Source organism: Arthrobacter sp. MDT1-48-3 (assembly GCF_054511015.1).
This window is the reverse complement of the sequence record NZ_JBTNDL010000004.1, coordinates 34,367-58,336: the sequence shown is the minus strand read 5'-3', so window position 1 is coordinate 58,336 and position 23,970 is coordinate 34,367. Positions and strand designations below refer to the sequence as shown.

The window sequence follows — 23,970 nt, the reverse complement described above, 5'->3', positions numbered from 1 at the left end:
TCCTTGAGTGATCTGCCGTCCCGATCCGGACCGATCCGGCGTAGGTCCCACATCCCGGAACCCTTCCGGTCCACTTCACACTAGAGGACTCCGACGCACTGCACTACGTTGAGATAGTGCGAGTAGACATTGTGACCAAGGAGTTCCCGCCCGAGATCTATGGTGGCGCGGGGGTGCACGTAGCCGAACTGAGCCGGGTCCTGGCGCCGCAGGTCGACCTCCGGGTCCACGCCTTCGGTGCGCCCCGGCCGGAGGACTACCACGGAGCATCCGTCCTGTCCTACGGCGTCCCGGAGGGGCTCGTCGGAGCGAACGCCGCCGTGCAGACCCTTGGCACCGACCTTCAGATGCTCGACGCCATCGGAGGCGCCGACCTCGTGCACTCGCACACTTGGTACGCCAATATGGCCGGTCACCTCGCGTCCCTGCTGCACGGCATCCCGCACGTCCTGAGCGCGCACAGCCTCGAGCCGCTGCGCCCCTGGAAGGCCGAGCAGCTCGGCGGCGGCTACGCCCTCTCGTCCTGGGTGGAGAAGACCTCCTACGAGGCGGCCGCGGCCGTCATCGCCGTGTCCGCCGGAATGCGGACCGACATCCTCCGCAGCTATCCCGACGTCGACCCCGGCAAGGTGCACGTGGTCCACAACGGGATCGACGTCGCCCAGTGGGCGCGGGACGAGGACGACGACGCGCTGCGCGCCCACGGGATCGACCCGGACCGGCCGAGCGTGGTCTTCGTGGGCCGCAACACGCGGCAGAAGGGTGTACCGTACCTCCTCCGCGCGGCCGCTCAGTTGCCGGCCGACGTGCAGCTGGTCCTCTGCCTGGGCGCCGCGGACACGCCGGAACTGGCGGCCGAGACCGAGGTGCTCATCACCGAACTGCGGGAGCGGCGCGGGTCCGTGGTGCTGATCGAGAAGATGCTGCCGCGCCGCGAGGTCGTCCAGATCCTCAGCCACGCCACCGTCTTCGCGTGCCCGTCCATCTACGAGCCCCTCGGCATCGTCAATCTCGAGGCGATGGCATGCGGCGCCGCCGTCGTCGCGTCCGCCACGGGCGGCATCCCCGAGGTGATCGACGACGGCGTCACCGGCACCCTGGTGCCCATCGAGCAGGTGCAGGACGGCACGGGCACGCCGCTCGATCCGCAGCGGTTCGTCGACGACTTCGCGGCGGCCCTGAACGCGCTCGTCGGTGACCCGGCGAAGGCGTCCGCGATGGGCGCGGCGGGACGGGAACGCGCGGAGCGGCACTTCGACTGGGGCTCCATCGCCGAGACGACGCTCGGGGTGTACCGCAGCGTCCTCTGATGCCCGCAGCGCGGTCCCTCCTCGGGGCCGCGCTGGGGGCAGGACCCGCGGGCAGTCGGAAGTCCTGCCCAGGGTGCACGGTAGGTCGAGTACGACGGACACCCCGGACAGGACTCCACTACACAGCGTAGAACACGGCACTGACACCGTGAGTGACGAGGGGACTGACAGGCCGGGCTGATGCCCGGATCTCGACCCGGCGAAGCCTGCCGCGCAACGAGCGGCCAGGCGCTCCATCGCTCGGTGATCAGGAGGGCTGTCGACGCAGGACCCCGAGACCCTAGTGGTCGCTGTCCCGGTCTTCGGCTGGTTCTTCGACGTGGTGGATGGATTTCTCCTGGAGGAACTGGCAGAGCGAGGCCGCGAGGAGGAGCTCGGCGGCAAGCCCATGGAGTTGGGCTGCGCTCAACGTCGTTTCAGTGTTCCGCATCCCGATGGTGACCGACCAGGTCGGGTCTCCGAGGGCGACGGGCTGCATATAGATCTCCGTGCCGTCGTCGCGCAGGGGGACGGTGACCAGGCCGGTGTCCGCGCCATCGAATCCCTCCTGCACGAGGACAGTGATCAGGGCGCCGCCCTCGCGGGTGGTACGGAACTCCTCGACCCAGGATTCGAGGGTCTGCTTGCTTCGAAAGGGCATGAACACTTCCTGTTCTGACGGGGGTCAGCGCTGTGCAGGGACGCAGACCAGGACGAATACGCGGGCAAACGGTGTGTCCGCCGGAGGGGCTCTCGACCTCGCCGTCGAGAACAGCACTCACGGTGTGCGCGGCATGTGGCGTACTTTCTCATTCTTCACTGATCGGTGACGCTGTTGCACGCCAGTTCGCTGACGGACGAGAGGAAGCGGCGCAACGTGTCTCACCCGTTGTGCTTCCCAGGAGTGTCGCCGGCGACGAATATCAGCCGCGAATCATGGCGACGCGGATCGAGATCCAGGGCGCCGCGAACGGCCGGCGCAATAGCCGCGCCCTGTTCCAGATCATCCGAGCTCGGGTGGTCTCGCCGGAGCACCTTTGCTTCTGGTAGGCATCGTTCGTTCTCCCGGCCGCGGGGTCGCGGGTTACGGACTCGACCAGTGAGGTCTATCCTGCCGTGCAGGATCAGTTGTCCCCGGGTACGGCGATGGTTTCGCCGGCCAGGTGAAGGGGAGCAGGTGGCCGTTCGGGCCCTACTCCCGCTGTGCCCGAGTGAAGGATTTCCCGACACGACGCTTTCTTGAGGAGTCACGCCGATGAGGAGACCGCCTTATGCAGGTCCGAACAACACCGACGACTTCGACAACCTCAGCCCCGACGAAGCCCTCAGAGCCTTCACCTCGTACCGGCTGCTGGGGGACTGTTTCGAGCAAGCGAGCGACGACGACCTGGCGTTGCATGGCCGGCTCATCCAGGACTGGAAGTCCCTGTTGAAAGACCGTCAGGAACAGGCGCAGCGAGCCGAGAGGGAGCTGGCAGCGGCCGTCCGGCTGGCACGCAATGAAGGCGCGAGTTGGAATGACATCGCCCGCACCCTGCATCTGCCGCTCGAGGAGACGCGCGCCCACTTCGACTGGCCCTACGGAGAGGTCTGAAGTGACCGGTGGCGCGACATCCGGCTACTGGAACGCTGGATGCGCGGTGGACCGCTCCCGTCCGAGCAGCCCACGCCGCTGCGATGCCTCACTCTGCAGCGATTAGCGGTTCGGCCCGTGATGTCTTGAGGGACGATGCACGATCCGGCTTGTTGCTCTTGACAACTGTCGGGCAGCGAACGGACGATGAAGTCGTTAAGGAAAGCGGTTTCCCGGCTGGGGAGGCTCTGGGCTTTCTTCTGTACCAGGACATCAAGGGAGATGGTTATGGTTTCATTCGTCCACCCACGAAGATCACGACGAGCACTGGGAGCGGCGGCAGTGGCGGCAGTGGCCGCCGTTGCTGCTGCAACGCTGGTGAGCATGCCTGCATCAGCTGCGCCGGAGGACACGCCGGTCCGGCAGATGGAATACCTCGATCGGGCCCCGGTCGCCGTGACGACCGAAGGGGGAGTCTATGTCGGCTGGCGGATGCTCGGCCTCGACCCTGAATCGGTCGGGTTTCACGTCTACCGCGACGGCGTGCGCATCACTGAAGACCCGATCACCGGGAGCACGAACATGCTCGACGAGGCAGGGACCAGTACCTCTGTCTACCGCGTGACCGCGCTGATCGACCAGCGCGAAGTGACGGTCACCGATGAGTTCAGCCCGTGGGGGGATCAGTCCCTGGACATCCCGCTCCAGCGCCCGGCAGGAGGAACGACTCCGACAGGGGAGACCTACGAGTACGAGGCCAACGACGCATCGGTCGGAGACCTCGACGGCGACGGCGAGTACGAGATCATCCTCAAGTGGAACCCGACGAACGCGAAGGACAACTCGCGCTCCGGTTACACCGGCAACGTCTACCTGGACGCCTACACGCTCGACGGCACGCGGCTGTGGCAGATCGACCTCGGCCGCAACATCCGTGCCGGAGCGCACTACACCCAGTTCCAGGTCTTCGACTACGACGGTGACGGTCGAGCCGAAGTCGCGATGAAGACCGCCGACGCCACAGTCGATGGTGCCGGCGTCGTCATCGGCGACGCCGCGGCGGACCACCGCAACACGAGCGGCCGCATCCTCGCCGGGCCGGAATATCTGACCGTCTTCGAGGGCACTACTGGTGCGGCCCTCGACAGCATCGACTACGTACCGGCGCGCGGAGAGCTGGCCTCCTGGGGTGACACCAGCGGGAACCGGATGGACCGCTTCCTGGCGGGCACGGCCTACCTCGACGGTGAGACCCCGAGCATGATCTTCAGCCGCGGGTACTACGCCAGGACCTCCATCGCCGCGTTCGACTTCGTCGACGGCAGGATCCAGGAGCGCTGGTCATTCGATTCGACCACTGCCGGCATCCAGTACGCGGGCCAGGGCAACCACAACCTCTCCATCGCAGACGTCGACGCCGACGGCGCCGACGAGATCGTCTTCGGATCCATGACGATCGACAGCGACGGCACCCCGCTGTACACCACCGGCCTCGGCCACGGCGACGCGATGCACGTCACGGACCACATCCCCTCCCGTGACGGGCTCGAGGTCTACTCGGTGCACGAGAGCATGACGAGCAGCGGACAGCGTGCGGCAACGATGCGTGATGCCGCAACCGGCGGGATCCTCTGGTCCATCCCCGGTACCCGTGACACCGGTCGCGGAGCTGCAGGCGACATCGACCCGACCCATGAGGGCAACGAGGCGTGGGCGATCGGAGGGACCTACAAGTTCTACTCCAAGGTCGGGTCACTCCGCGCAGCCGACGGCACGGACCTCGGCACGAGCATCCCCGCGGCGAATTTCCTCACCTGGTGGGACGGGGACCTGCTGCGTGAGATCACCGACCACGACTACACCGACCCGCTGGAGCTCGCCACCGGTGCGACTCCGACCATCTCGAAGTGGGACTGGGAGTCGACGACAGAAGAACGGCTCCTCACCCTGGACGGCACACTCACCGGTAACGGCACCAAGGGGAACCCGGCCCTGCAGGCCGACCTGTTCGGTGATTGGCGCGAAGAACTCGTCTACCGCAGTACTGACCACTCATCGCTGAAGATCTTCACCACCACCGATGTCACCGAGCACCGCATCCGCACGCTGATGCACGATCCTGTGTACCGTCTCGGCGTCGCATGGCAGAACACCGCCTACAACCAGCCCCCTCACACGAGCTTCTTCCTGGGCGAGGGGATGACGACGCCTCCCGCTCCGAGCATCGCCTACGTGAATGCTCCGGTGCCCGACGAGACAGCACCAGTCGTCACAGGGCTCAAGGACACGAAGGTCGGTGCCAAGCGCGGACTCACGCTCGACATCCGAGCAGACGACGCCGAGTCGGGCGTCCGCTCACTCACCGTCACCGTCGACGGGCAGGAGATCACCGGAGTCGACGGCCGATACGAACTGCCCATCGAAGGGCTCAAAGGCAGCTTCGAGCTCACCGCCACCGCGGTCAACCACGCGGGCATCGAGACCACCGCAACGGCTACGATCACCGTACGACCGGGCAACGGCAAGGCCCAATAGCTTCTCCAGGAGAAGCTAACGGGTCAGCGCTGATTTGGGCGGTGGGGAAGTGCTTCCCACCGCCCATACTGCTGCAAGCCGATGAGGCGGGTACTTGGGACGAAGGACCCCCTTCGATTCCGGGGAATGATTGCACGGCGCTCGAGCCGTTCGAGTGTCTCGTGATGCTTCAGGTCGACGGGACGTCTGATGGAGAAATGATGCGTTCCACGGCGTCGGCTATCACCTGAAGTGCCCGTCGATGTGCGTCGAGCGCCGCGTCTCCGGGCTGGGTCAGTGACCGCCACATCACCCGAGGCGTAGTTCTCGCCGGGGAGGGTGTTGTGACGGCTGCGCTGCCCCACCATCGACACCTAGCGCCATGCTGTGCTTCGCCTTGCATGCGGCAGGACGACCGGGTGCCGTGGAAGTGACGCGGTTCAGGCTACTCGTGGCTTCCGTGGGCGGAACGGATCCAGGTCCACGGTAAGACTCAGGGCATGGGGGACAGGGTCGGCGCATACGAGATCGTGCATCATGGCCAGCCACCGCAGGGCGCTGGCTTCCTCGGTGAAGTACTCGCCCGGATACACGGCCCGCAGATAGGGAGCGGCGAGAACCTCATCCATGGCACCCTGGCCGAACAGCGCTGCAGCAAGAACGTTGCGGGAGGAGGACAGGACACGGCGGGCACCAGCACTTACACCCATGATGTTGGCGACCGTCAGGAGGACGACGTACTGCCGGTTGTCCGTCAGCTCGAAGCATCGCCGCAGGATCATCAGCGCATCTACCTCGGAGATGACGACGTTCGTCCTGGCGCGCACGGAGACAGCGCAACGCTCGAAGCGGACGACGTCGAATCGGTCGTCGAACGTGTAGGCCTTGATCACTGGGTCTTCCTCACTGGATGATGGCATGGTGCTGCCTTCGCAGCGTCGGCACACCAACTCAACACATCAGCATTGGGAGACCAGTCGGAGATCCGATCGTCATTTTACTAGGAAGCGCCGGCCCTACTGAGCGTCGACAGCCGGGGTAGCGAACGCTCGGACGCGATCCGTCGACTCCCACCAGGCGGCGGAAGTCGAGATCGGAGCTACCGGAGGGACCAGCCGCCGGAATCGGCGCCGAACTCCCATCAAGGGTCCTCACTCATCAGATTCATCCGCTGGCGGCCCGGCGAGCATTCCCTCCAACTACCGGTTCCTCCGCGTCATCCTCCGACTGGCGTTGCCTTCGCTTTCCATCTCCCACGAGTCGGCGGGAAATGCTCGAGATCCAGGTCCGGTGACTCCGCTGTATTGCTGGCTACCTGCGGTCGCGGGCCATACCTGCTTCGGTGGTGCGTGCGTCTGTGGTGGCTCTGTGGGGTGATGCTGCCTCGATGAGGTCGAGGTTTCCCGTGCCGAACCTAGGGATTCCCGGCGCTGGCCGGATGCACCGACAGGGCATCGCCTATCGAACGCGTCGTGATGGTATCCGGCCGGATAGGCTGTGGGCACGACTGCGTGGAGTCGCTGGCTGCTCGGGGCTCGACCGTATTCGGCGTGTAGTGGCTCGGTAGAGTCGTCTCGCTCTCGCCGCGTAGGACCGTGCACGTCTACCGGAAAGCTCACCATGACACTGATGGCATTGATCCTGACCGCCTTGGCTGCCGTACTGCACCTTTACATCTTCTGGATGGAGTCCCTCGCGTGGGAAGGTCCTCAGGCGCGTCGCACGTTCGGGCCGGCCAGTGATGCCGAGGTCAAGGTCACGAAGAGTTTCGCGTTCAACCAGGGTTTCTACAATCTCTTCCTCGCCCTCATTGCTCTGGTGGGCATCGTCGTGTTCGTGGCGGCTGACGCCGGTGTCGGCGCGGCATTGATATTTGCCGGGGTCGGGTCGATGGCTTCCGCAGCGTTGGTCTTGTTCGTCTCAAGTCCGACCAAGAGGAGCGCAGCTATCAAACAAGGAGTTCTCCCCGCCTTCGCAATCGTTGCGACCCTGATCGCCGTCAGTTAGCTCATCGGGTAGCGAAGCAACGGCCCTGTCGTTGTTCGGCGACATACGGGGCTAGGCGTTCGAGAAGGGCGTCGAGAGGAGTTCCCCAGACAGAGGGAGCCCCGTGATTCCGGGGAAGAGGTGGCACGGCAATCGACCCGTTCGAGTGTCGTGTGAAGCTTCAGGGTTACGGGACGTACCTCCGCGGCCGGGTGGCAGCTGGGAACCACGGGCCCCGGCCGAACCGCAACGCTGCTCCCAGTCGCTTGACAATGTCGGCCGCCCCTCATCATCATGCAGTGACGATCGGCGGCGACGGGCCGCCGGCGTCCCGAGAGAAGGATCGTCTCCATGCCCACCACGATCTTCATCAACCTGGCCGTCAGTGATCTCGCGCGATCCCGGACGTTCTTCGAAGCGCTCGGGTACTCCATCAACGAGGGCTTCAGCGACGAGAATGCCGTGAGCGTGGTGATCAGCGACACGATCACCACGATGCTGCTCACGCGGGAGTTCTTCGCCGAGTTCACCAGCAAGTCGATCATCGACGCCACCACCTCGACCGAGGTGCAGCTCGCCCTCAGCGCTGAGAGCAAAGAGGAGGTCGACGACGTTCACGCAAAGGCCCTCGCAGCGGGCGCGACGCCCGCCGGCGAGCAAGACCACGGCTTCATGTACTCCAAGAGCTTCGACGACCCCGACGGCCACCACTGGGACTTCGTGTGGATGGACCCGGAGGCGGCAGCAGGCGGCGCACCGGAGTTGAGCCTCGAGGAGATGCGGGAGAACACGACGCACAGCTGAGCCACGCCCCGGTCGACTGTCGCATTCGAACGACGGCCCCGGGCCGTAAGGAAGCCACGGGACGCGCACGGCCGCCGATTCTCCTATAGCCAGCAGACCGTTGGGAACGAGTGGTTCCCGCTCCGCAGTCCGGTGGCAGGCATTCATGGCCCGGGAGGGCATTGCTCCGGTGGTGGCGAGGTGTTCGGCCACGTCGATGACTTTCGTGTTGGTGTAGAAGCCGGCTTGTGAGCATGACGAACGCGTTCTGAGCGGTGATGCCTATCGCTCCATGAGCGATGCATCTGGCGTGGCCGACGACGTCGCGGGAGCACATGGCGTCGCCGTTGGTTGCTGCTGGGACGAGCTACAACTTCGGATTGACGGACTGTGTGTCTCGACATGGGTGGCGTTCCTCGAAGTCGAGAAGCGAAGGCCCGGATGCAAGTGGGACGAAGTAGCATGTGAGCGGCAAGGACCACGGACATCACCGTGGTCCGTCTGCATTTCGGGGCTCCGGTCGGTTCTGGTGGGCTGGGAGTGGCGGCTCTTGTCCACGCGCGGGACCTACCGCGTGGAGTTGGAGCGGTTCGCCCAGGGCAGGCGTATCCTGCTGATCCCGATGACGAGGGCGCCGAACGCGGCGAACGCGACGGCAATGACGACGACGTAGAGGGCGACGGATCCATAACCGGTAGCAGGGTCCAGGAACGGGTAGGGCACCCAGCCGTCGGTGGCACCACGAACGAGGACGACCGCGCACCATGTCAGTGGGTAGACAAGGGTCAGCCCGATAGTTGTGAAGGGCACGGGGTGTCGGTCAGTAGTGAGGAGCCAGTCGAGGAACGCGTAGATGGGGAACGCGACGTGCAGGACCCAATTCGCCCAGGCCAGATCGACTCCGCCAGCAAGACCTGCCAGCAGCAGGTTGTAGACGGCGCCGACGACGACCATGAAGGTGGTCACCGCAGCCCGTACGGGCACAAGCCACACCGGAGCCGGTCGTCGGCCGAGTTCCAGGACCGCGGCGATCAGAAGAACCAGTGCAGTCATGATGTTGCTCTGCATGGTGAAGAACCCGAAGAAGTTGAACGGATTGATCGTTGTCCTCGACGCGGTATCGAGGAACGTCGCAACCACTGCCGTGCCCACAGCGGAAGCAGCAATCAATCGAGCCACAGGGCGCACCAAGCGGAACTCCGACCGCGAGTCCTGGGATGAACTGGTCGAGCGAGTGACCGGCGCGCTCACGAAGTATGCCCCTGCGCAATCCGGACTCTGTTCCTGCCACGCTCACTGCTCATGCTGAACCTTCCGATCGAGGTGCGTCTATCCGTCGTCCTAGGGCAGTACCTGTGTGCTCTCTCCAGTTTGATTGAAGCTGGCCACCCACACGTGCAGAAATGGCCTCGTCAGAACTGAGTTCGATTCTCACTGACGTCACTCGTACCCTCACCGCTCACATCGACCTCCGGTTCGTGCCGGTTCCTTCATACACTGCAGCAAGGTTTGCTCCCGCACCACAGTCGCTCCTGGCCGGACAGCGAGACTCCATCGGGGCAGTGGCGATCCCTACCGAGCAAGTGATCTCGAAAAGCCCCGTCTCGAGCGTGCCCGACTGCTCTGACCTCTCCGCTTGGAGCTTATCGGTCGCCGCTTTCGGTCTCATCACTCCCGCTGGATACGGGTGTAACGGAGTACTGGGCGATGATGACACCGGTAGTGGTGGTGACGGACCGTTGCAGCGTCAGATTTGCCCGGTCTGCAGCTCCGAACAGGGCAGTCCCCTGACCCAGCACGATGGGATGAATCTGCAGAATGTATTCGTCGACCATGCCGGCTGTGTGCAGGGCGCGAACAAGCTCGCCGCTCCCAAGGATTGTGATGTTCCCGTTTGTTCGATCCTTCAGGTCGCGGACGGTGTGTGTTGCCTCACCGGTGAGCAGCGTCGAGTTTGGGTAGTCGAGCTTCATGGTGGACGGGTTTGGTGCGCGGGAGACTACGTACTTCTGTACCTGCGTCAGATACTGAGTGAAGGGGTTCGGGTCCGTCGCTGCCGTCCAGTAGCCGAGCATGTCCTCGTAGGTCCGGCGGCCGAACAGCATCACCCCCTCACCGGTCATCCTTTCACCCATGAAATTCATCGACACCTCGTCCTGATAGCCGGCCCCCCATCCGCCGCGCGCGAACCCGCTGCGGGTGTCCTCGTCAACCCGGCCAAGGCCCTGCATGATTCCGTCGAGGGTCACACTCTCCGTCACACTGATCCGTCCCATAATCCGATCTCCTTCCAGATCTTCTTTCGTCATCTACTCAGACGGAACAGCTCCACGAAAGTCATCGGCCTGGATCATCAGAGGCGGTGATCCATAGCATTCGTTGCCTATTTCTTCGGGTTTAGCCTCGGATTGGATCAAGGATGGTGCGGAAGACTCGAAGCTGAAGCGCGGTTTCCGACTGGGTGGTGGCGCTGTACTCATGCCAGGTACTTCAGGGGAAGTTGCCGTGGTGCCGGTCTCAAAAGGAACACATTCCATGACCACGCAAATTGCTTTCCAGAACTGCCTTGAGCCTGAACCGGACGAGGCGGAGCCGGCGCCCTACGCGACCAAGGGCAAGCTCGATCGCATTGTCGGCCTAGTGATCGTCGGTCTCGTCACGCTGGCCGCAGCCCTGCTTTGGCTGGCGGTCGCTGTGAACGGCCCCGAGACCACGGTCGCCGATCCGCACGACGCTGTGGTCGGTGTCTGGAGCGTCCTCTACAACTCCGACGCCCCGGATCTGAACGTCATCCTCTCCGCGATCGCCCTCGCACTGCTCGCAGGAGCCGGACTCGCCGTGGTGGAACGCCGGATCGCGACGAAGGCGCGTCGGTCGATGAACCCGAATCACCAGCCCCTTGCCCCCAAGGTCGTGATGGCCGCCAACCGAGGCGTGTTCGCCGGCGAGGTCACGATCACAGTGCTCATCCCGGCACACAACGAGGAGGCCTCCCTCCCGCAGACCATCGCGTCGCTGCAGAGCCAGTCGCACCGGCCGGAGCGCATCATCGTCGTCGCCGACAACTGCACGGATGATACCGTCCGCGTTGCCCGCGAGGCCGGTGTCGAGGTGATCGAGTCGGTCGGCAACACCCACAAGAAGGCCGGCGCCCTGAACCAGGCGCTCACCAAGGTCCTGCCGCAGCAGGGGGACAACGACGTCGTCATGGTCATGGATGCCGACACACAGCTCGATGACGGCTTCCTCGCCAGCGCCGTGGCGCGCTTCGTCGATGATCGCGCGCTCATGGCGGTCGGCGGACTCTTCTACGGCGAGGACGGGCACGGGCTGATCGGCCAGTTCCAGCGCAACGAGTACATCCGCTACTCACGCCAGATGCGCCGCCGTCGCGGACGGGTGTTCGTACTGACGGGAACCGCCTCACTGTTCCGGCCGGTGGCGCTGCGCACCATCGCCGCCAGCCGCGGCAGGACCATCCCCGGTACACCAAGTGATGTGTACGACACTGCTTCTCTCACGGAGGACAACGAACTCACCATCGCCCTCAAGTCCCTCGGAGGCCTCATGATCTCGCCACAGGACTGCACCGTCGTGACCGAGCTCATGCCGTCGTGGCGCACGCTGTGGAACCAGCGGCTCCGCTGGCAGCGCGGAGCGCTTGAGAACATCGGCGCCTACGGTGTCACAGCTCCCACCATGCGGTATTGGGCGCAGCAGCTCGGCATCGGGTACGGGGTGATCGCTCTGACTTCCTACCTCGCGCTCATTCTGATCACCGTCGTGGCACTCGAGACCTGGATCTGGTTCCCCTTCTGGCTGGGACTCGGACTGCTGTTCACCGTCGAGCGCGTCGTCACGGTGTGGAAGGGCGGGTGGAGAGCACGGCTGCTGGCTTTGACCCTCTTCCCCGAGCTGTTCTTCGACATGTTCCTCAACCTCGTCTACGTCAAGGGCGTCGTCGATCTCTCCTTCGGCCGTACGGCCAGCTGGAAGCACCTCACCCACGCCGCCCCGGCACGCTCGCTCGAATCCCAGGAGGCCTAGGCCATGTTCAGCACGTCAGCAGGACCTATCGTCCCCACTGGTATCCTCCTTCCGGAGTCGGTGCTGCACTCGAATCTGTTCGCCATTCTCGCGGCGTTCGTAGCGATCAATACGGTCATCTACGCCTCGCTGGCCCTGTCGAATGTCCTGCCGAAGATCTACCCGTCGGATTGGGTGACCAACCGGAACCGCCGCGCCGAGACCAGGGGCATCTATCCCGACCTTCAAAGGTGACGGGCACGGGCTACGCATGACACCTGTTGTTCGCTATTTACCGGCATGCGGGTGAATCTGCGATATGAAGGCGACGTCGACGTTGTCGACACGGAACCTGAACAACCGGAGCCGTGAAAGGCGCCACGAAGAATGACTCTGACAGTGTTGGTCAGACCGCCCAGGGCAAGCTCAGCGGGACTACCGTCACAGTCGGGGCCACGTGTTTTTGTTCGACGGTTCCACTAGAATCTCTGGGCGCCGATACTCCTGCACGGAGCGAACAACGCCCCCGTCACGATTACCTTCTCGCCGCCGTCTGAAGGGTGGGGCAGGGATCGCCGCTTCCTGATTCAGAAGGGTGCTGGCGCGCTGCTGTTCACGACCCTGCATCATGCTGCACGCCGTGCCTATTCAAGTGGCGTTTCGGTGAGGGTGTGAAGGTGCAGCGTTCTACGTTGGTGAGCGGACAGCGGTCCGCGCGCGAGAGCCCCGTGAATGGTGAACAGGCTGCGGCGGAATCCACTGACTCGGAGCATCAAGATCATGTAAAGACGCCCCTCAGCTCGCTGTTCGTAGGGTTGAATGAGCGGCTGGTGCAGAGCGTCTGCAGCACGTCGATCAACTCTTTGGAGGTCGGAGCATTCCCGTGAGGTCGAGCAGAACTATCCTCAGGGAGTCACGAGCGTCCATGACGGCACGTTTGGGCGGGCTTCTCCGCCCGACAGCGCGCAAAGTCGTGATGTGGGTTGCGCATCTGAGCCCTCGTCACCCCGCCCAGGTGATCGTTCTCGGTTTCGCGGGAGCGATCCTGATCGGGACTGCGCTGCGGATGCTCCCCACCTCGAGGGTCGGTCCGCGCAGCGCCACATTCTTGGAGGCCCTGTTCACGGCGACGTCGGCCGTCTGCGTCACCGGGCTGATCGTCGTCGACACCCCGGTCTACTGGACGGGCAGCGGTCACGTCATCATCCTGGCACTGATCCAGGTCGGCGGGTTCGGCATCATGTCCTTCGCCTCCCTCCTCGGCGTCCTGTTGGCCCGACGCATGGGTCTACGCTCAAGGATCTCCGCGGCGGCCGAGACGAAGAGCGTGGGGTTCGGTGACGTCCGAGGCGTCCTGCTCGGCGTCTTGCGCATCACCCTGATTGTCGAGGTACTCACCGCCGTCGCTCTGGTGGCGCGGTTCCTCCTTAGGTATGGCTACGGCGTTGGTGAAGCGGTATGGCTGGGTGTCTTCCACTCGATCTCGTCCTTCAATAACGCCGGCTTCGCGCTGTTCAGTGACAACCTGATCGGTTTCGCCGGGGACCCATGGATCTGCCTGCCGATCTGCGCCGCCGTCATCATCGGTGGTTTGGGCTTCCCCGTCCTGTTTGAACTTCGGCGCCACTTCCGGTACCCCCGCACATGGCACGTGAACACCAAACTCGTGCTCACCGGGACAGTCGTCCTCCTCGTTCTTGGCACTGTGTTCATCACCGCCGTCGAGTGGTCCAACCCCGCAACCCTCGGGGCGCTACGGCCTGAAGAGCGGCTCCTCGCAGGCTTCTTCCAGTCGACGATGACGCGCACCGCCGGCTTCAACAGTGTGGACTTCGCCCAACTCAACCCCGTCACCCTGCTTGCTATGGACGTCCTCATGTTCATCGGGGGAGGCCCGGCAGGTACCGCGGGCGGCCTGAAGATCACCACGTTCGGTGTTCTGCTCTTCATCCTCTACACGGAGATCAGCGGCGGCAACGCAGTCAATATCTTCGGCAAGCGTCTGCCCTGCTCGGTGCACCGGCAAGCCATCTCGATCGTGCTGCTCGCCGTCGGGCTCGTCATCAGCGCCACGATGTTCCTCATGCTCATCACCGACTTCGGCCTCGACCGGATCCTCTTCGAGGTCATCTCCGCCTTCGCGACCGTAGGTCTGTCCACAGGTATCACCGCCGGCATCCCGCCGGCAGGCCAGGTGGTCCTGATCCTGGTGATGTTCGCCGGACGCCTCGGCCCGGTCACCCTGGCCACCGCACTGGCGCTGCGTTCCAAACCGCTCTACTACGAATACCCCAAGGAAAGGCCCCTCATTGGCTAGGCAACGCATGTTTTCCTCCAAACCCATCGAAGCAGTCGCGGCCGCCGACTCCGTCGCAGTCATCGGCCTCGGCCGGTTCGGGGGCGCCCTGGCCCTCGAGCTGGAGGAAGCAGGGACCGAAGTCCTGGGCATCGACAGCGACGAAGACACCGTCCAGTCCTTCAACGGCCGCCTCACCCACGTGGTCCGCGCTGACACCACGAAAGAGGAAGCGTTGCGCCAGCTGTCCCTCCCTGATTTCGACCGCGTCGTCGTGGGGATCGGGTCCGACCTGGAAGCCAGCATCCTGACCACCTCGATCCTGCTGCGCTTTGACCGCCCCACCATCTGGGCGAAAGCCATCAGCGAGCCACACGCCCAGATCCTGTCCCAGCTCGGTGTGGAACGGGTCATCCGGCCCGAGCACGACATGGGCAAACGGGTGGCACTCCTCGTCCGGGGCACCATGCTCGACTACGTCGAGTTCGAGGACAATTTCGCGATGGTGAAAACCCGGCCCCCACGCGAGTACTGGGAGCGCGAACTCGGCACCACCGGCCTGCGCGCCAGACACGGCGTCACGGTCGTCGCCGTCAAACGCAAGGGCGGGGAATGGGACTACACCACGGCCCAGACCACCCTGTACGACGACGACGAGATCATCGTCGCCGGCCCGACAAGCAAAGCGGAACTCTTCAGCTCCCTCATCTGACCTCGCGGCAACGGGACTCCACACCGCCGACTCCCACACCTCCTGCATCACAGAAGACAACCAGTCGAGCTGCCGTGGATCAGACTTCCGCATGACAATCCCGCGACGAAGCTGAGCCACTGGGTCACAGAAAGCTGCGAAAAACACGCCATTCACCACTGCGACTCACAGGAGTGGTCACTCGGGCTGAGAGCCCTACGGATGTCTTGGAAAGCTTGAGGTTTCTGAGACGTAGTAGGGATCTCTGCGTTCCCTTGTGGTCGTGGGGTATCCCTGAAGATGATGCTGGGCTCTCTTATTGTTGGCTGAGGTTGGTGACGAGGTTGATGGCGACGGCGATGAGGACCGTACCGAAGAAGTAGGACAGGAGTGCGTGTGGGAGGGCTTTGCGTCGGGTCTTGCTGGTGACCGGTTCGATCTCCGGTGCTGCGTAGGACATTCCGATGGTGAAGGCGTAGTAGGCGAAGTCGCTGTAGGTGGGCTGCCGGTCTTGTTTGACGTCGAAGCCGCTTTCGGCCTGGTCGATGAAGTGCAGGCGGGCGTATTTCAGCGCATAGACGGTGTTGACGAGCGCCCACGCGATCATCGTGCCCAGGACGCCGAGGATGACCAAGGCCACCGAGGTCAGATCTGCACTTTTTGATTGGATCAGGGCGACTGCGACGGCCGCGATACTTGCCAGACACGCGGCGATGATGGCGTTGTCGGTGATGCGGGTCCCTGATTCTTCCTGTGCCAGTTCTCTCGTGCCTGCCGGGTCCTGGTGCCAGCAGATACGCCAGACCCAGGTCAGCGCGATGGTGCCGGCTACGCACCAGCCGACCAACGGACCGAGATCCGCTGCGACGGTGATTGCTGCGATGATCCCGGCGGCGATTCCTGCCCCGAGGCAGATCAGGGCGCGGCGGGCTGAGAGAATACGCGATGGCATGGGGTCCTCGAACGGGCGGGGTGGTTCAGCATGGGGTGGCGGATCAGGGCGCGCAGGTCACCGGATGCTCGAGTCCCGGACAGCGCGTCGGTGCGTGTGCGATCCGGGGCTCGATCGGGTGTTCCGGTGCCAGGGGCAGCGACACGTCCTGACCGCCCTTGGAGCTGCTGGTCGTCGGGTTATCCTGCGGGTTGGAAGACAGCTCGGACGCAGCCGTCTTCCTTGTTCTTGAACATCTCGTATCCGCGCGGTCCCTGGTCGAGTGGCATGACGTGGGTGGCCAGGTGTTCGGTGGTCAGTTCGCCCCGCGCCATGTGTTCGAGGATCTGCGGGATGTAGCGGTGGCCGTGCTGCTGTGCGCCGCGCAGCGTGAGCGCCTTGTTCATCACGGCACCCAAGGGGAATTTGTCCACGACTGCGGCGAAGACGCCGAGGGTGAATACTGTTCCGCCTTTGCGGCAGGCGTGGATGGCCTCGCGAACGGCGGTCGGCCGGTCGGTCTGCAACCGCAGCTGCTGCTTGGCCTGGTCGTAGAGATAGGCGGGACCGGAACTGTGGGCCTCCATCCCGACGGCCTCTATGCACACATCGGGTCCTCGGCCACCGGTGACCTCGCGAAGTGCGGCTGCCACGTCGACCTGCTCATAATTCAGTGTCTCGGCACCGATGTGCTGTTCGACTTGTTGTAGCCGGTTGGCGATCCGGTCGATCACGATCACACGTTCGGCACCTCTCAGCTGCGCGGCGGCCGCAGCCATCTGCCCCACCCCACCGGCACCCCACACGGCGACGACGTCCCCGGCCTGGACCTCGGCCTGATCGACACCGGTCCACCCGGTCGGGGCAGCGTCGGAGGCGAACAAGGCGGTCAGGTCGGGCACGCCGTCCGGGACCGAGAATGCCCCCTGATCGGCGTAGGGCACCCGGATGTAGTCGGCGTGGCTGCCGGCGTACCCGCCAAGGGCGTGCGAGTAGCCGAAGCACCCCCCTGGCGCGAAGCCCCATAGCGCTTCCGTGATCGCAGGGTTGGGGTTGCCGTTGTCACACAGCGAGAACAGCTTGTTCTGGCAGTACCAGCACTTGCCGCAACTGATGAACGAGCACACCACGACCCGGTCGCCGACCTTGTGCTTCTGGACGCCGGTACCGACCTCGACGACCTCACCGAGGAACTCATGACCCAGTACGTCCCCGCTGCGCATGAAGGGGATGTACCCGCCGAGCAGATGTAGGTCGGACCCACACGTGGTGGTGAGGATGACGCGCAGGATCACATCGTGGGAATTGAGGATCGTAGGATCGGGGATCTCCTCGACGGAGGTTTCATTGACCCCGGTCCAGCACAGCGCCTTCATAGGATTCCTTCCTTACCGGCTCGCTTGGTCGCGGCCTCGAGCAGCAGCCCGCCAGGGGTGCGCCTGCGTGTACCGTGTGGTGCCGGATCGACCTGGAGGACCTCACCGACTTCGATGAGCTGCTTTGCCTGGCGCAGCGCCGAGCGCAGCGCCTGCTGCGGGGTTTCGCCCTCGGCCCGGGATGTCGCGTTGCCCGATGTGGAGGGTCCGCGGTGACGCAGCCGGGCGGTCAGCTCGGTGCCTTTGCCCCCGGGAGCGGTCCGCGTCCTGACCTCGACGGTGTCGCCCAGCCTCGCGAGGGGCTCGGGCCACTGGCCCTGCGGCGCCACCTCCTGAGGCGGACGGTTGATGGTAACTGCCCACCGTCGATCCTGCGACTCCTCGCCCGAGGTCCTACGCGAGGACTGGATGACGCGGCGGATGATGATCCCGCCTGCCCCGGCCAGGACGGCCATGCTCATTACTCGCTTCATGTGTTACCTATTTTTCGAGGGGTGATGACTCCGTCGGACGTCACGGCGCTCAGCCCCCGGCCGGGTGGAGGACGACTTTGGTCCAGCCGTCTGCGCGGTTGTCGAAGTTCCGGTAACCCTCGGGGGCCTGGTCGAGCGTGAGTTCGTGGCTGACGATGAACGAGGGCTTGGCCTTTCCGCCGGCGATGAGGTCGCGTAGGGCCCGGTTGTACTTCTTCACCGGGCACTGGCCCGAGCCCATCGTCTGTCCCTTGAACCAGTAGTTGCCGTAATCGAAGGCCACCTGGCCCTGCTGGGCGAGTTCGTCGGGGCCGCCGGGGTCCTGGGGGAGGAACACACCGACCACGCCGAGGCCGCCGACGAACCGGACGGAATCCACGAGCCGGTTCAGGGTTTGGTTGGGGTGCTCGGTGCCCGAGGGGTCGTGGGCTTGGTAGCCGACGCATTCGCAGCCCCGGTCCGCCCCGAAGCCCATGGTCTGGTCCTTGACGAATTTCACCGGATCGACCACCGAGTCATCGACCGGGATTGCTCCGATCTGTTCCGCCAGCTGCAGGCGATCGCGCTGGCGGTCCACGACCATGACCTTGCCGGCGCCCTTGATGATGGCGGAGTAGGCGGCCATCAGACCCACCGGACCGGCACCGTAGATGACCACCGAGTCCCCGGGGTACACCCCGGCCAACTCAGTCGCATGCCAACCAGTGGGGAAGATGTCGGCGAGCATCACGTAATCGAGCTCTTTCTCCACCGCGTCCTCGCCCAGCCGCAGGCAGTTGAAATCCCCATACGGCACCCGCAAGTACTCGGCCTGACCGCCCTGATACGGGCCCATGTCCGCGAAGCCGTACGCTGCTCCAGCGAGCTTGGGCTCGGGCTGCATCGTCAGGCAGTAGTTGGTGAAACCCCGTTCGCAGTTCTTGCAGAACCCGCAGGCGATGTTGAAGGGCAGTACGACACGTTCGCCCACCTTCACCTTGCTCACGGCCGGGCCGGTCTCGATCACTTCGCCGAGGTTCTCGTGCCCGAAGGTACGTCCGGGTTCGAAACTGGTGCGGCCCTCATACATGTGCAGGTCCGAGCCGCAGATGTTCGCCGACGTGATGCGGACCAGCACGTCGGCGGGATGTTCGATCCTGGCGTCCGGCACGTCCTCGACGCTGACGTCGTTCGGTCCCTTGTAAACCACTGCTTTCACGGTGAGCCTCCTTGAATTGATGCGGCAACGGAGATGACGCCGATCCAGCGGCCTCCTCGCCTTCGGCGACCCATCGAGGCAACCCATCAACGCACACCACGATTGTTCGCCTCACCCCAGATGGCCACCACGACATAATTCCTCCGGCGCGTGAGCCAGGGGCTAACGTGAATCATGGAGTTGCGACAGCTGCGGTACTTCGTGGCGGTGGCCGAGGAACGGCACTTCGGGCGCGCAGCCAGCAGGCTGCGCATCGCTGCCCCTTCTCTGTCCCAACAGATCAAGGTCCTGGAGCGGGACCTGCACGTCACCCTGCTCGAGCGCAGCCCTCGCCGTGTGGTTCTCACCCCCGCCGGGGAGGTGCTGCTCGAACACGCCCACGTCCTGTTGGCCCGCGCCGACCGTGCCCGCTCCGAAGTCCGCTGCGCCGACGGCCGTCATCGGCATATCAGCCTGCGCGTCGCCCCGGGTGTGGAACACATCCTGAAAGATCCCCTGGGCCGCCTCTCCGGGCCGGCCTCCGAGCTAGAGGTCACCGCTGTGACCGCCACCGACAGCGACGCGATCCGCGCGGTCCGGGATGGGCACACCGACGCCGCCATCGTGTGGGTGCGCTGCGCGCAGGACCAGGACCTTCCGGGGCGGCTCCTGGCTCGCGTGCCGGTACACCTGGCCCTGTCGGCCGAGCACCGGCTAGCCGCCGCGGAAAGCGTCCCGGTCACCGACCTCGCCGAGGAGACGGTCGTGATGATCCCCCGCGATCAGTTCCCCGGCGTCTGCGACTACCTCCTCGCCCACCTGCTCCCCGCGGGCCCGTCTCGTCCCGACCAGGTGCTCACCCCGCCGAATCTCATCAATGCACCCGAAGCCCTGCTTCGCGCGGTCGCCGCAGGCCATGGGGTAGCGCCGGTCGCACCGGCGGTGGCGGAGCACTTAGCGGTACCCGGGATCGTCGTCCGCCCCGTGGCGCCCCCCTTGCTGGCTCCCCTCGAACTGATCTGGCACGACCCCGGCCCCCCCCGCCCTCCCCGACGTCATCGCCCTGCTCACGGATGTCGAAGGACAAGCACCCGCTAGTGACCAGGGCGATGGGCGGCACCGAACCCCGTCTATAGCAGAACCTGCAGGACCACCACCCCGACCGAAGCCGTCTTTCCTGACAGGACTCCAAGCCACCGGGTGATGACCCGCAGCACGGCCCCGCCTGGTCAGCGCGAATTTGCCCTTGCGGTCGATCGCCCGGCGCCACTGCATCTTGCAGTTGGTGCACTAGGCGATCGATCATTGCCTGTGATACTTCGGGGTGAAGTCACAGCCACCTCCTCTCTGATCAGACCGGCGTGGAGCATGCGGTCAGCCAGGTCAGGGCTTCGTTCCGGTGGGGGAAGTAGCGGCTCGGGTAGGGCGGGTTATGGACCACGGTGAAGTGATCTGCGATTGTCTTGTCGACAGGGGACGGACCCACCAGGGCCAGCGCCCCAATGTTCAGTTCCTTCGCGAAGTGGTTCAGGGCTCTACTGCTCAAGGTCACCATCTCGTTGAGCTCGACGAGCATCGGCGGACAAGTAGTCCTGCAGATCGCCTCAGCATGCTCGATGAAGGCGACTGCATCTGCCTCACTAACGCTCATCCCCTCGGCCCAACCGACCGACAGGATCCCGTTACGCAGTTCCATCGTGAACGGCCTCAGCAGTTCCACAGGAGTACCCACCCTCTTGCTGCACACAATATCTCACTTCCTCTCTGAAGCTCGTGTACGACCGTCTGATAATCCTGGGGTACGCCGACTGTACCGACACGCGTAAGGCATTCACGCATCAGTCGGGTGATTGGCCGGCCGTGTCAGGGCGTCGTGTTCGTCGGTGAAGGAGTCGACCTCCTGATCGGACTGTTGTACAGGCGCGACCATGCCCCAATCGAAGGGCGCCTGTACGCGCTTACCCCGATTCGGGACGTTCGCGAACCCATCCTTGACCGGCACTTCCCACCAAGGAGCCACAGACTCAGCCACACGAAACTGACGAGCCATGAGCATGCAATCTTCACCGTGGCGCGTGGTTGTAAATTAGGCGTACACCTCAGTAGATAAGTAGTGCGGTGATACCGGCGATGACGAATAGACCCGAAGAGACCAACATTAGGAAAGAGTGCTTCTGTAGAAGATCCGCTCCTTCCTCCACTGAGATATTTGGATCAAGTACGCGCAAATGCTGAGCCGTCGACCTCCCGGCTTTCCATCTTCTGTTGAAACTCAAGAACACCAGGAAATAGACGACGCTTAGCGCAAAACAGAACCAAGAGGTACCCTCATTTCCTCCCCTCATTGGGACTCCTGTGAGAATAACCACCAGCACGATGATTGGCATTATTACGAAAAACCCGAGAGTGATTCGAACTGAGGTCTTTGCGCTCAACAGGATGTCCTCCTCGGCGTTCGATGACGACGTAGCACAGCTGAACCTAGTCTGTTTGAGTGGGCTTGCCCGCATTGCGAAGGATGTGGGTCTTCGCGATTTCCACGAAGTCTGCCACGATCCTGAGCGGCAGATGGTCAGCTCAACGTAAGAGAGGCCGCTGGAACCCTCGCCCTCGATAGATTCCCAGGTGTCCGTAGGCCGATCCGCTTATCGGTCAGAGTGGTACCTGGACTGACAGACTGTGGGTGTGACTTCCACAGAACAAGATGTCAGAAAGAAGGGCTTCTGGGTCAGAGCTCTCCGACGCACTCCGAACTGGATCATCTTCCTCGTCATTGCTGTGTTGTATGCAGTCTTCTTGCTGGGAAAGGACCTTCTTACCAGCGAGACGGTCGTGTTGGCCGACGTTGCCCTCGCCGTTCTCTCAGGCCTTGCGCTCTCCGCTGTCATCTTTCGGGTCAACCGGTGGAAGAGTGCCAGGGAAAAGAAGAAGCCCTCGGGTTCGCCTACACAGACCAACGTCGAACGAGCAATGTCCACACGCCGGATCCCGGACGACGCATCAGCCGAACAATGGGTTCCCGAGCTCCGTAAGGCGATCCGCGCGGACCGAGTCATGGCCTGGATTGGCCCCCTGTTGTTCGGGGCGTTCGGGATCATGGGAATCTACTTGATCATCGACAATCCCGAACACCCTTGGTTCTGGATACTTGCAACCATCTTCTTCTTCTCCGTCGGAGCTTGGTACCCCATCTGGACCCGTCGACGCCGGACAAAGCTACTTGCACTCATCGCCCAGTTCCCCACCGCTGGCGGCCCTGCTGACAACGCCCGGTAACCCATCCTCCCGCGGTACTGCTCCGTTGCGACTAGATCACGTTCTCTCGTTGTGAGTCGCCTGCGGGCATGTAGGTGCCTAGCTGTGGAATGTTACAAGGAAACCAAATGCGGTGTAGGCACTCCAAAGAATGAAGAAGACGCCCATGAGTAGCATCACTATCATAAGTACGTAGTACATTGTCTTATTGAAGACGTTTTGACCGTGAGTCGGTATGTTTGGGTGCCACATGTCAAGCCAGGCGTCACGCAATGTATTGACTCTTTTTCGTATCAACGCGAGAGTTCCACCGAAGGCGAGGACTACTAACCCAAAAATGAGCTGATCTAACGCCAACATTTCTCCTACCTCTCGATTGATGTTTTACCTTCATGATGCAGACCGTATCTGTACGGTCTGTCAGCACAAGTTTAAGCTGTGGCTTGAAGCCCGTCGAAGTCATGGAGAGGACCAGTGAGCACGATCTATGTCCGCCGGAGAGCTAACAGCCCCGCCCGTAAGCCGGTCGCTGACCGCGACACTGATGACTGAGCCGGCCGTGACCCGTTCGACCTATTCACGCCCGATCGATGAGATTCCCGTATGCCCCGCCCGAGAAAAAGCCCGGTGGTGGTGCGCTAAACGGGACACCACCAAGCACGTTGATTGCTGTCTAGACCCGCGTGCAGAAACGACCGATTGTGCACCACTAATTTGCGACGTCGTTGGTGAGCTGCTGGTTTTGCCTTTTTCGGGACGGGTAGGGGTGTGTCTGCCACGATTGGAGTGCAGTGAGTACAGGCACGGGTCATCCACTTGTGGACGACTTTGAGCTTCATCCTTCGGGCTTCATTCGCCCACAGGTGGATGACCCGGACGCCACCCGAGCCGCCGTCAGGTTTCCTTCCGATGCCGGCGGGGGAGTTGTACGCTCACCGCATGACCAGACTCGTGGTTTCAGTCCTCACATCACTGGATGGCTACTTCCAGGGCCGGGATGGCGACCTCAGTGTGATGCCTTTCGAGGACGCCTTCAACACCCATAATCATGGATTGCTGCGCACGGCCGGCGCCCTTGTGTACGGCAGTACGTGGTTCATAGAGAACTGGGACTTCTGGTCAGCGGTCGCAGCCGACCAGTCGGCGAACCAACGTGAGCACGACATCGCACACTTCGTCATGACGCTGCCCAAGCTCGTCATCAGCGACTCCATGGTGGAGGATCGGGACGCACCATGGGCGAACACCACCCGCATCATTCCGCGGTCAGTGGCGCCGGCGGAACTCATCCGTGTGAAGCAGCAGTCCGGTGGTGATTTGGTGATGTTCGGCAGCGCAACGACGTGGAGTCCTCTGCTTGAGCTGGGGCTCGTGGATGAACTCATCGTTCTGGTCGGTGCTGCACTCCTTGGAGAGGGAAACAAGCTCTACTGCGGGCCCAGGGCCGGACTGCGCCTGGTCGACGCGAGCATCCTGCCCGGCTCGGAGCTCGTGAGAATCCGGTACCTCGCCGCAGCTTGACGGTCATCTGATCCTTGGCCACCTGGCTCCTGCTAAGCACTACCCTGTTCCGGGATCACCCTGTTCTTCGTGCTGATCG

The 23,970-nt window shown here is 63.5% G+C and carries 21 protein-coding genes; 12 read left to right on the top strand and 9 right to left on the bottom strand.

Annotated elements, in window-relative coordinates:
* Nucleotides 1-116: 116 nt before the first annotated feature.
* Complete coding sequence (glgA, locus tag ACX80L_RS10220) at nt 117-1,310, top strand: glycogen synthase (protein WP_459289479.1); 1,194 nt, start codon at nt 117-119, stop codon at nt 1,308-1,310.
* A 280-nt stretch (nt 1,311-1,590) separates the two neighbouring features.
* Here the strand turns inward: glgA and ACX80L_RS10215 are convergent, their stop codons facing one another.
* Nucleotides 1,591-1,950, bottom strand: coding sequence for a hypothetical protein (locus tag ACX80L_RS10215; protein ID WP_459289477.1), 360 nt, complete (start codon nt 1,948-1,950; stop codon nt 1,591-1,593).
* Nucleotides 1,951-2,544: 594 nt separating this feature from the next.
* Here ACX80L_RS10215 and ACX80L_RS10210 point away from each other — a divergent pair.
* Together ACX80L_RS10210 and ACX80L_RS10205 are read left to right on the top strand one after the other, a co-directional pair.
* Nucleotides 2,545-2,883 (top strand): hypothetical protein, encoded by a 339-nt coding sequence (locus ACX80L_RS10210; RefSeq protein WP_459289475.1) that lies wholly within the window; start codon nt 2,545-2,547, stop codon nt 2,881-2,883.
* Nucleotides 2,884-3,246: 363 nt separating this feature from the next.
* Nucleotides 3,247-5,397, top strand: coding sequence for a rhamnogalacturonan lyase (locus tag ACX80L_RS10205; RefSeq protein ID WP_459289473.1), 2,151 nt, complete (start codon nt 3,247-3,249; stop codon nt 5,395-5,397).
* A 419-nt stretch (nt 5,398-5,816) separates the two neighbouring features.
* Here the strand turns inward: ACX80L_RS10205 and ACX80L_RS10200 are convergent, their stop codons facing one another.
* Nucleotides 5,817-6,296 carry a DUF7793 family protein gene (locus tag ACX80L_RS10200; RefSeq protein WP_133081913.1) on the bottom strand — a complete coding sequence of 160 codons (480 nt, stop codon included), beginning with the start codon at nt 6,294-6,296 and terminating at the stop codon, nt 5,817-5,819.
* 709 nt (nt 6,297-7,005) lie between these two features.
* Here ACX80L_RS10200 and ACX80L_RS10195 point away from each other — a divergent pair.
* Nucleotides 7,006-7,383, top strand: a complete 378-nt coding sequence (locus ACX80L_RS10195; RefSeq protein WP_459289471.1) for a DUF1304 domain-containing protein — start codon at nt 7,006-7,008, stop codon at nt 7,381-7,383.
* Nucleotides 7,384-7,713: 330 nt separating this feature from the next.
* Nucleotides 7,714-8,166, top strand: coding sequence for a VOC family protein (locus ACX80L_RS10190; RefSeq protein WP_459289469.1), 453 nt, complete (start codon nt 7,714-7,716; stop codon nt 8,164-8,166).
* Between the two features lie 546 nt (nt 8,167-8,712).
* On the opposite strand, the gene ACX80L_RS10185 is transcribed toward ACX80L_RS10190, so the two are convergent.
* Both ACX80L_RS10185 and ACX80L_RS10180 read right to left on the bottom strand, forming a co-directional pair.
* On the bottom strand, nt 8,713-9,324 hold the full coding sequence (locus ACX80L_RS10185; protein ID WP_459289467.1) for a Pr6Pr family membrane protein: 612 nt from the start codon (nt 9,322-9,324) through the stop codon (nt 8,713-8,715).
* A gap of 464 nt (nt 9,325-9,788) precedes the next feature.
* Entirely contained in the window at nt 9,789-10,454 is a 666-nt protein-coding gene (locus ACX80L_RS10180) for a dihydrofolate reductase family protein (protein WP_459289465.1), read from the bottom strand.
* Nucleotides 10,455-10,680: 226 nt separating this feature from the next.
* Here ACX80L_RS10180 and ACX80L_RS10175 point away from each other — a divergent pair, with 226 nt between their 5' ends.
* The 4 genes from ACX80L_RS10175 (at nt 10,681) to ACX80L_RS10160 (ending at nt 15,179) form a co-directional block, all read left to right on the top strand.
* Complete coding sequence (locus ACX80L_RS10175; protein WP_459289463.1) at nt 10,681-12,192, top strand: glycosyltransferase family 2 protein; 1,512 nt, start codon at nt 10,681-10,683, stop codon at nt 12,190-12,192.
* A gap of 3 nt (nt 12,193-12,195) precedes the next feature.
* Complete coding sequence (locus ACX80L_RS10170; protein ID WP_459289461.1) at nt 12,196-12,426, top strand: hypothetical protein; 231 nt, start codon at nt 12,196-12,198, stop codon at nt 12,424-12,426.
* Between the two features lie 760 nt (nt 12,427-13,186).
* Nucleotides 13,187-14,488, top strand: a complete 1,302-nt coding sequence (locus ACX80L_RS10165; RefSeq protein WP_459289459.1) for a TrkH family potassium uptake protein — start codon at nt 13,187-13,189, stop codon at nt 14,486-14,488.
* A 7-nt stretch (nt 14,489-14,495) separates the two neighbouring features.
* Nucleotides 14,496-15,179 (top strand): potassium channel family protein, encoded by a 684-nt coding sequence (locus ACX80L_RS10160; protein WP_459289457.1) that lies wholly within the window; start codon nt 14,496-14,498, stop codon nt 15,177-15,179.
* Between the two features lie 295 nt (nt 15,180-15,474).
* On the opposite strand, the gene ACX80L_RS10155 is transcribed toward ACX80L_RS10160, so the two are convergent.
* The 4 genes from ACX80L_RS10155 to ACX80L_RS10140 all read right to left on the bottom strand — a co-directional run bounded on the left by ACX80L_RS10155 (nt 15,475) and on the right by ACX80L_RS10140 (nt 19,136).
* Nucleotides 15,475-16,110: a DUF1345 domain-containing protein gene (locus ACX80L_RS10155; protein ID WP_459289455.1), complete on the bottom strand. Its 636-nt coding sequence runs from the start codon at nt 16,108-16,110 to the stop codon at nt 15,475-15,477.
* Between the two features lie 179 nt (nt 16,111-16,289).
* Nucleotides 16,290-17,465, bottom strand: a complete 1,176-nt coding sequence (locus ACX80L_RS10150) for a zinc-dependent alcohol dehydrogenase (protein WP_459289453.1) — start codon at nt 17,463-17,465, stop codon at nt 16,290-16,292.
* Nucleotides 17,462-17,926, bottom strand: coding sequence for a hypothetical protein (locus tag ACX80L_RS10145; RefSeq protein WP_459289451.1), 465 nt, complete (start codon nt 17,924-17,926; stop codon nt 17,462-17,464). Before ACX80L_RS10145 ends, ACX80L_RS10150 begins: the two co-directional genes overlap by 4 nt.
* 61 nt (nt 17,927-17,987) lie before the next feature.
* Nucleotides 17,988-19,136 (bottom strand): glutathione-independent formaldehyde dehydrogenase, encoded by a 1,149-nt coding sequence (locus ACX80L_RS10140; protein WP_459289449.1) that lies wholly within the window; start codon nt 19,134-19,136, stop codon nt 17,988-17,990.
* Nucleotides 19,137-19,310: 174 nt separating this feature from the next.
* Here ACX80L_RS10140 and ACX80L_RS10135 point away from each other — a divergent pair, with 174 nt between their 5' ends.
* Nucleotides 19,311-20,213: a LysR family transcriptional regulator gene (locus tag ACX80L_RS10135; RefSeq protein WP_459289447.1), complete on the top strand. Its 903-nt coding sequence runs from the start codon at nt 19,311-19,313 to the stop codon at nt 20,211-20,213.
* Nucleotides 20,214-20,466: 253 nt separating this feature from the next.
* On the opposite strand, the gene ACX80L_RS10130 is transcribed toward ACX80L_RS10135, so the two are convergent.
* On the bottom strand, nt 20,467-20,811 hold the full coding sequence (locus ACX80L_RS10130; protein ID WP_459289445.1) for a DUF7793 family protein: 345 nt from the start codon (nt 20,809-20,811) through the stop codon (nt 20,467-20,469).
* A gap of 989 nt (nt 20,812-21,800) precedes the next feature.
* Here ACX80L_RS10130 and ACX80L_RS10125 point away from each other — a divergent pair.
* Together ACX80L_RS10125 and ACX80L_RS10120 are read left to right on the top strand one after the other, a co-directional pair.
* A complete protein-coding gene (locus ACX80L_RS10125; protein ID WP_459289443.1) occupies nt 21,801-22,391 on the top strand; it encodes a hypothetical protein in 591 nt (196 codons plus the stop codon).
* A gap of 918 nt (nt 22,392-23,309) precedes the next feature.
* The gene (locus ACX80L_RS10120) at nt 23,310-23,891 is read left to right on the top strand and encodes a dihydrofolate reductase family protein (RefSeq protein WP_459289441.1); all 582 of its coding nucleotides are present in this window, start codon (nt 23,310-23,312) and stop codon (nt 23,889-23,891) included.
* The last annotated feature ends 79 nt before the right edge of the window (nt 23,892-23,970 follow it).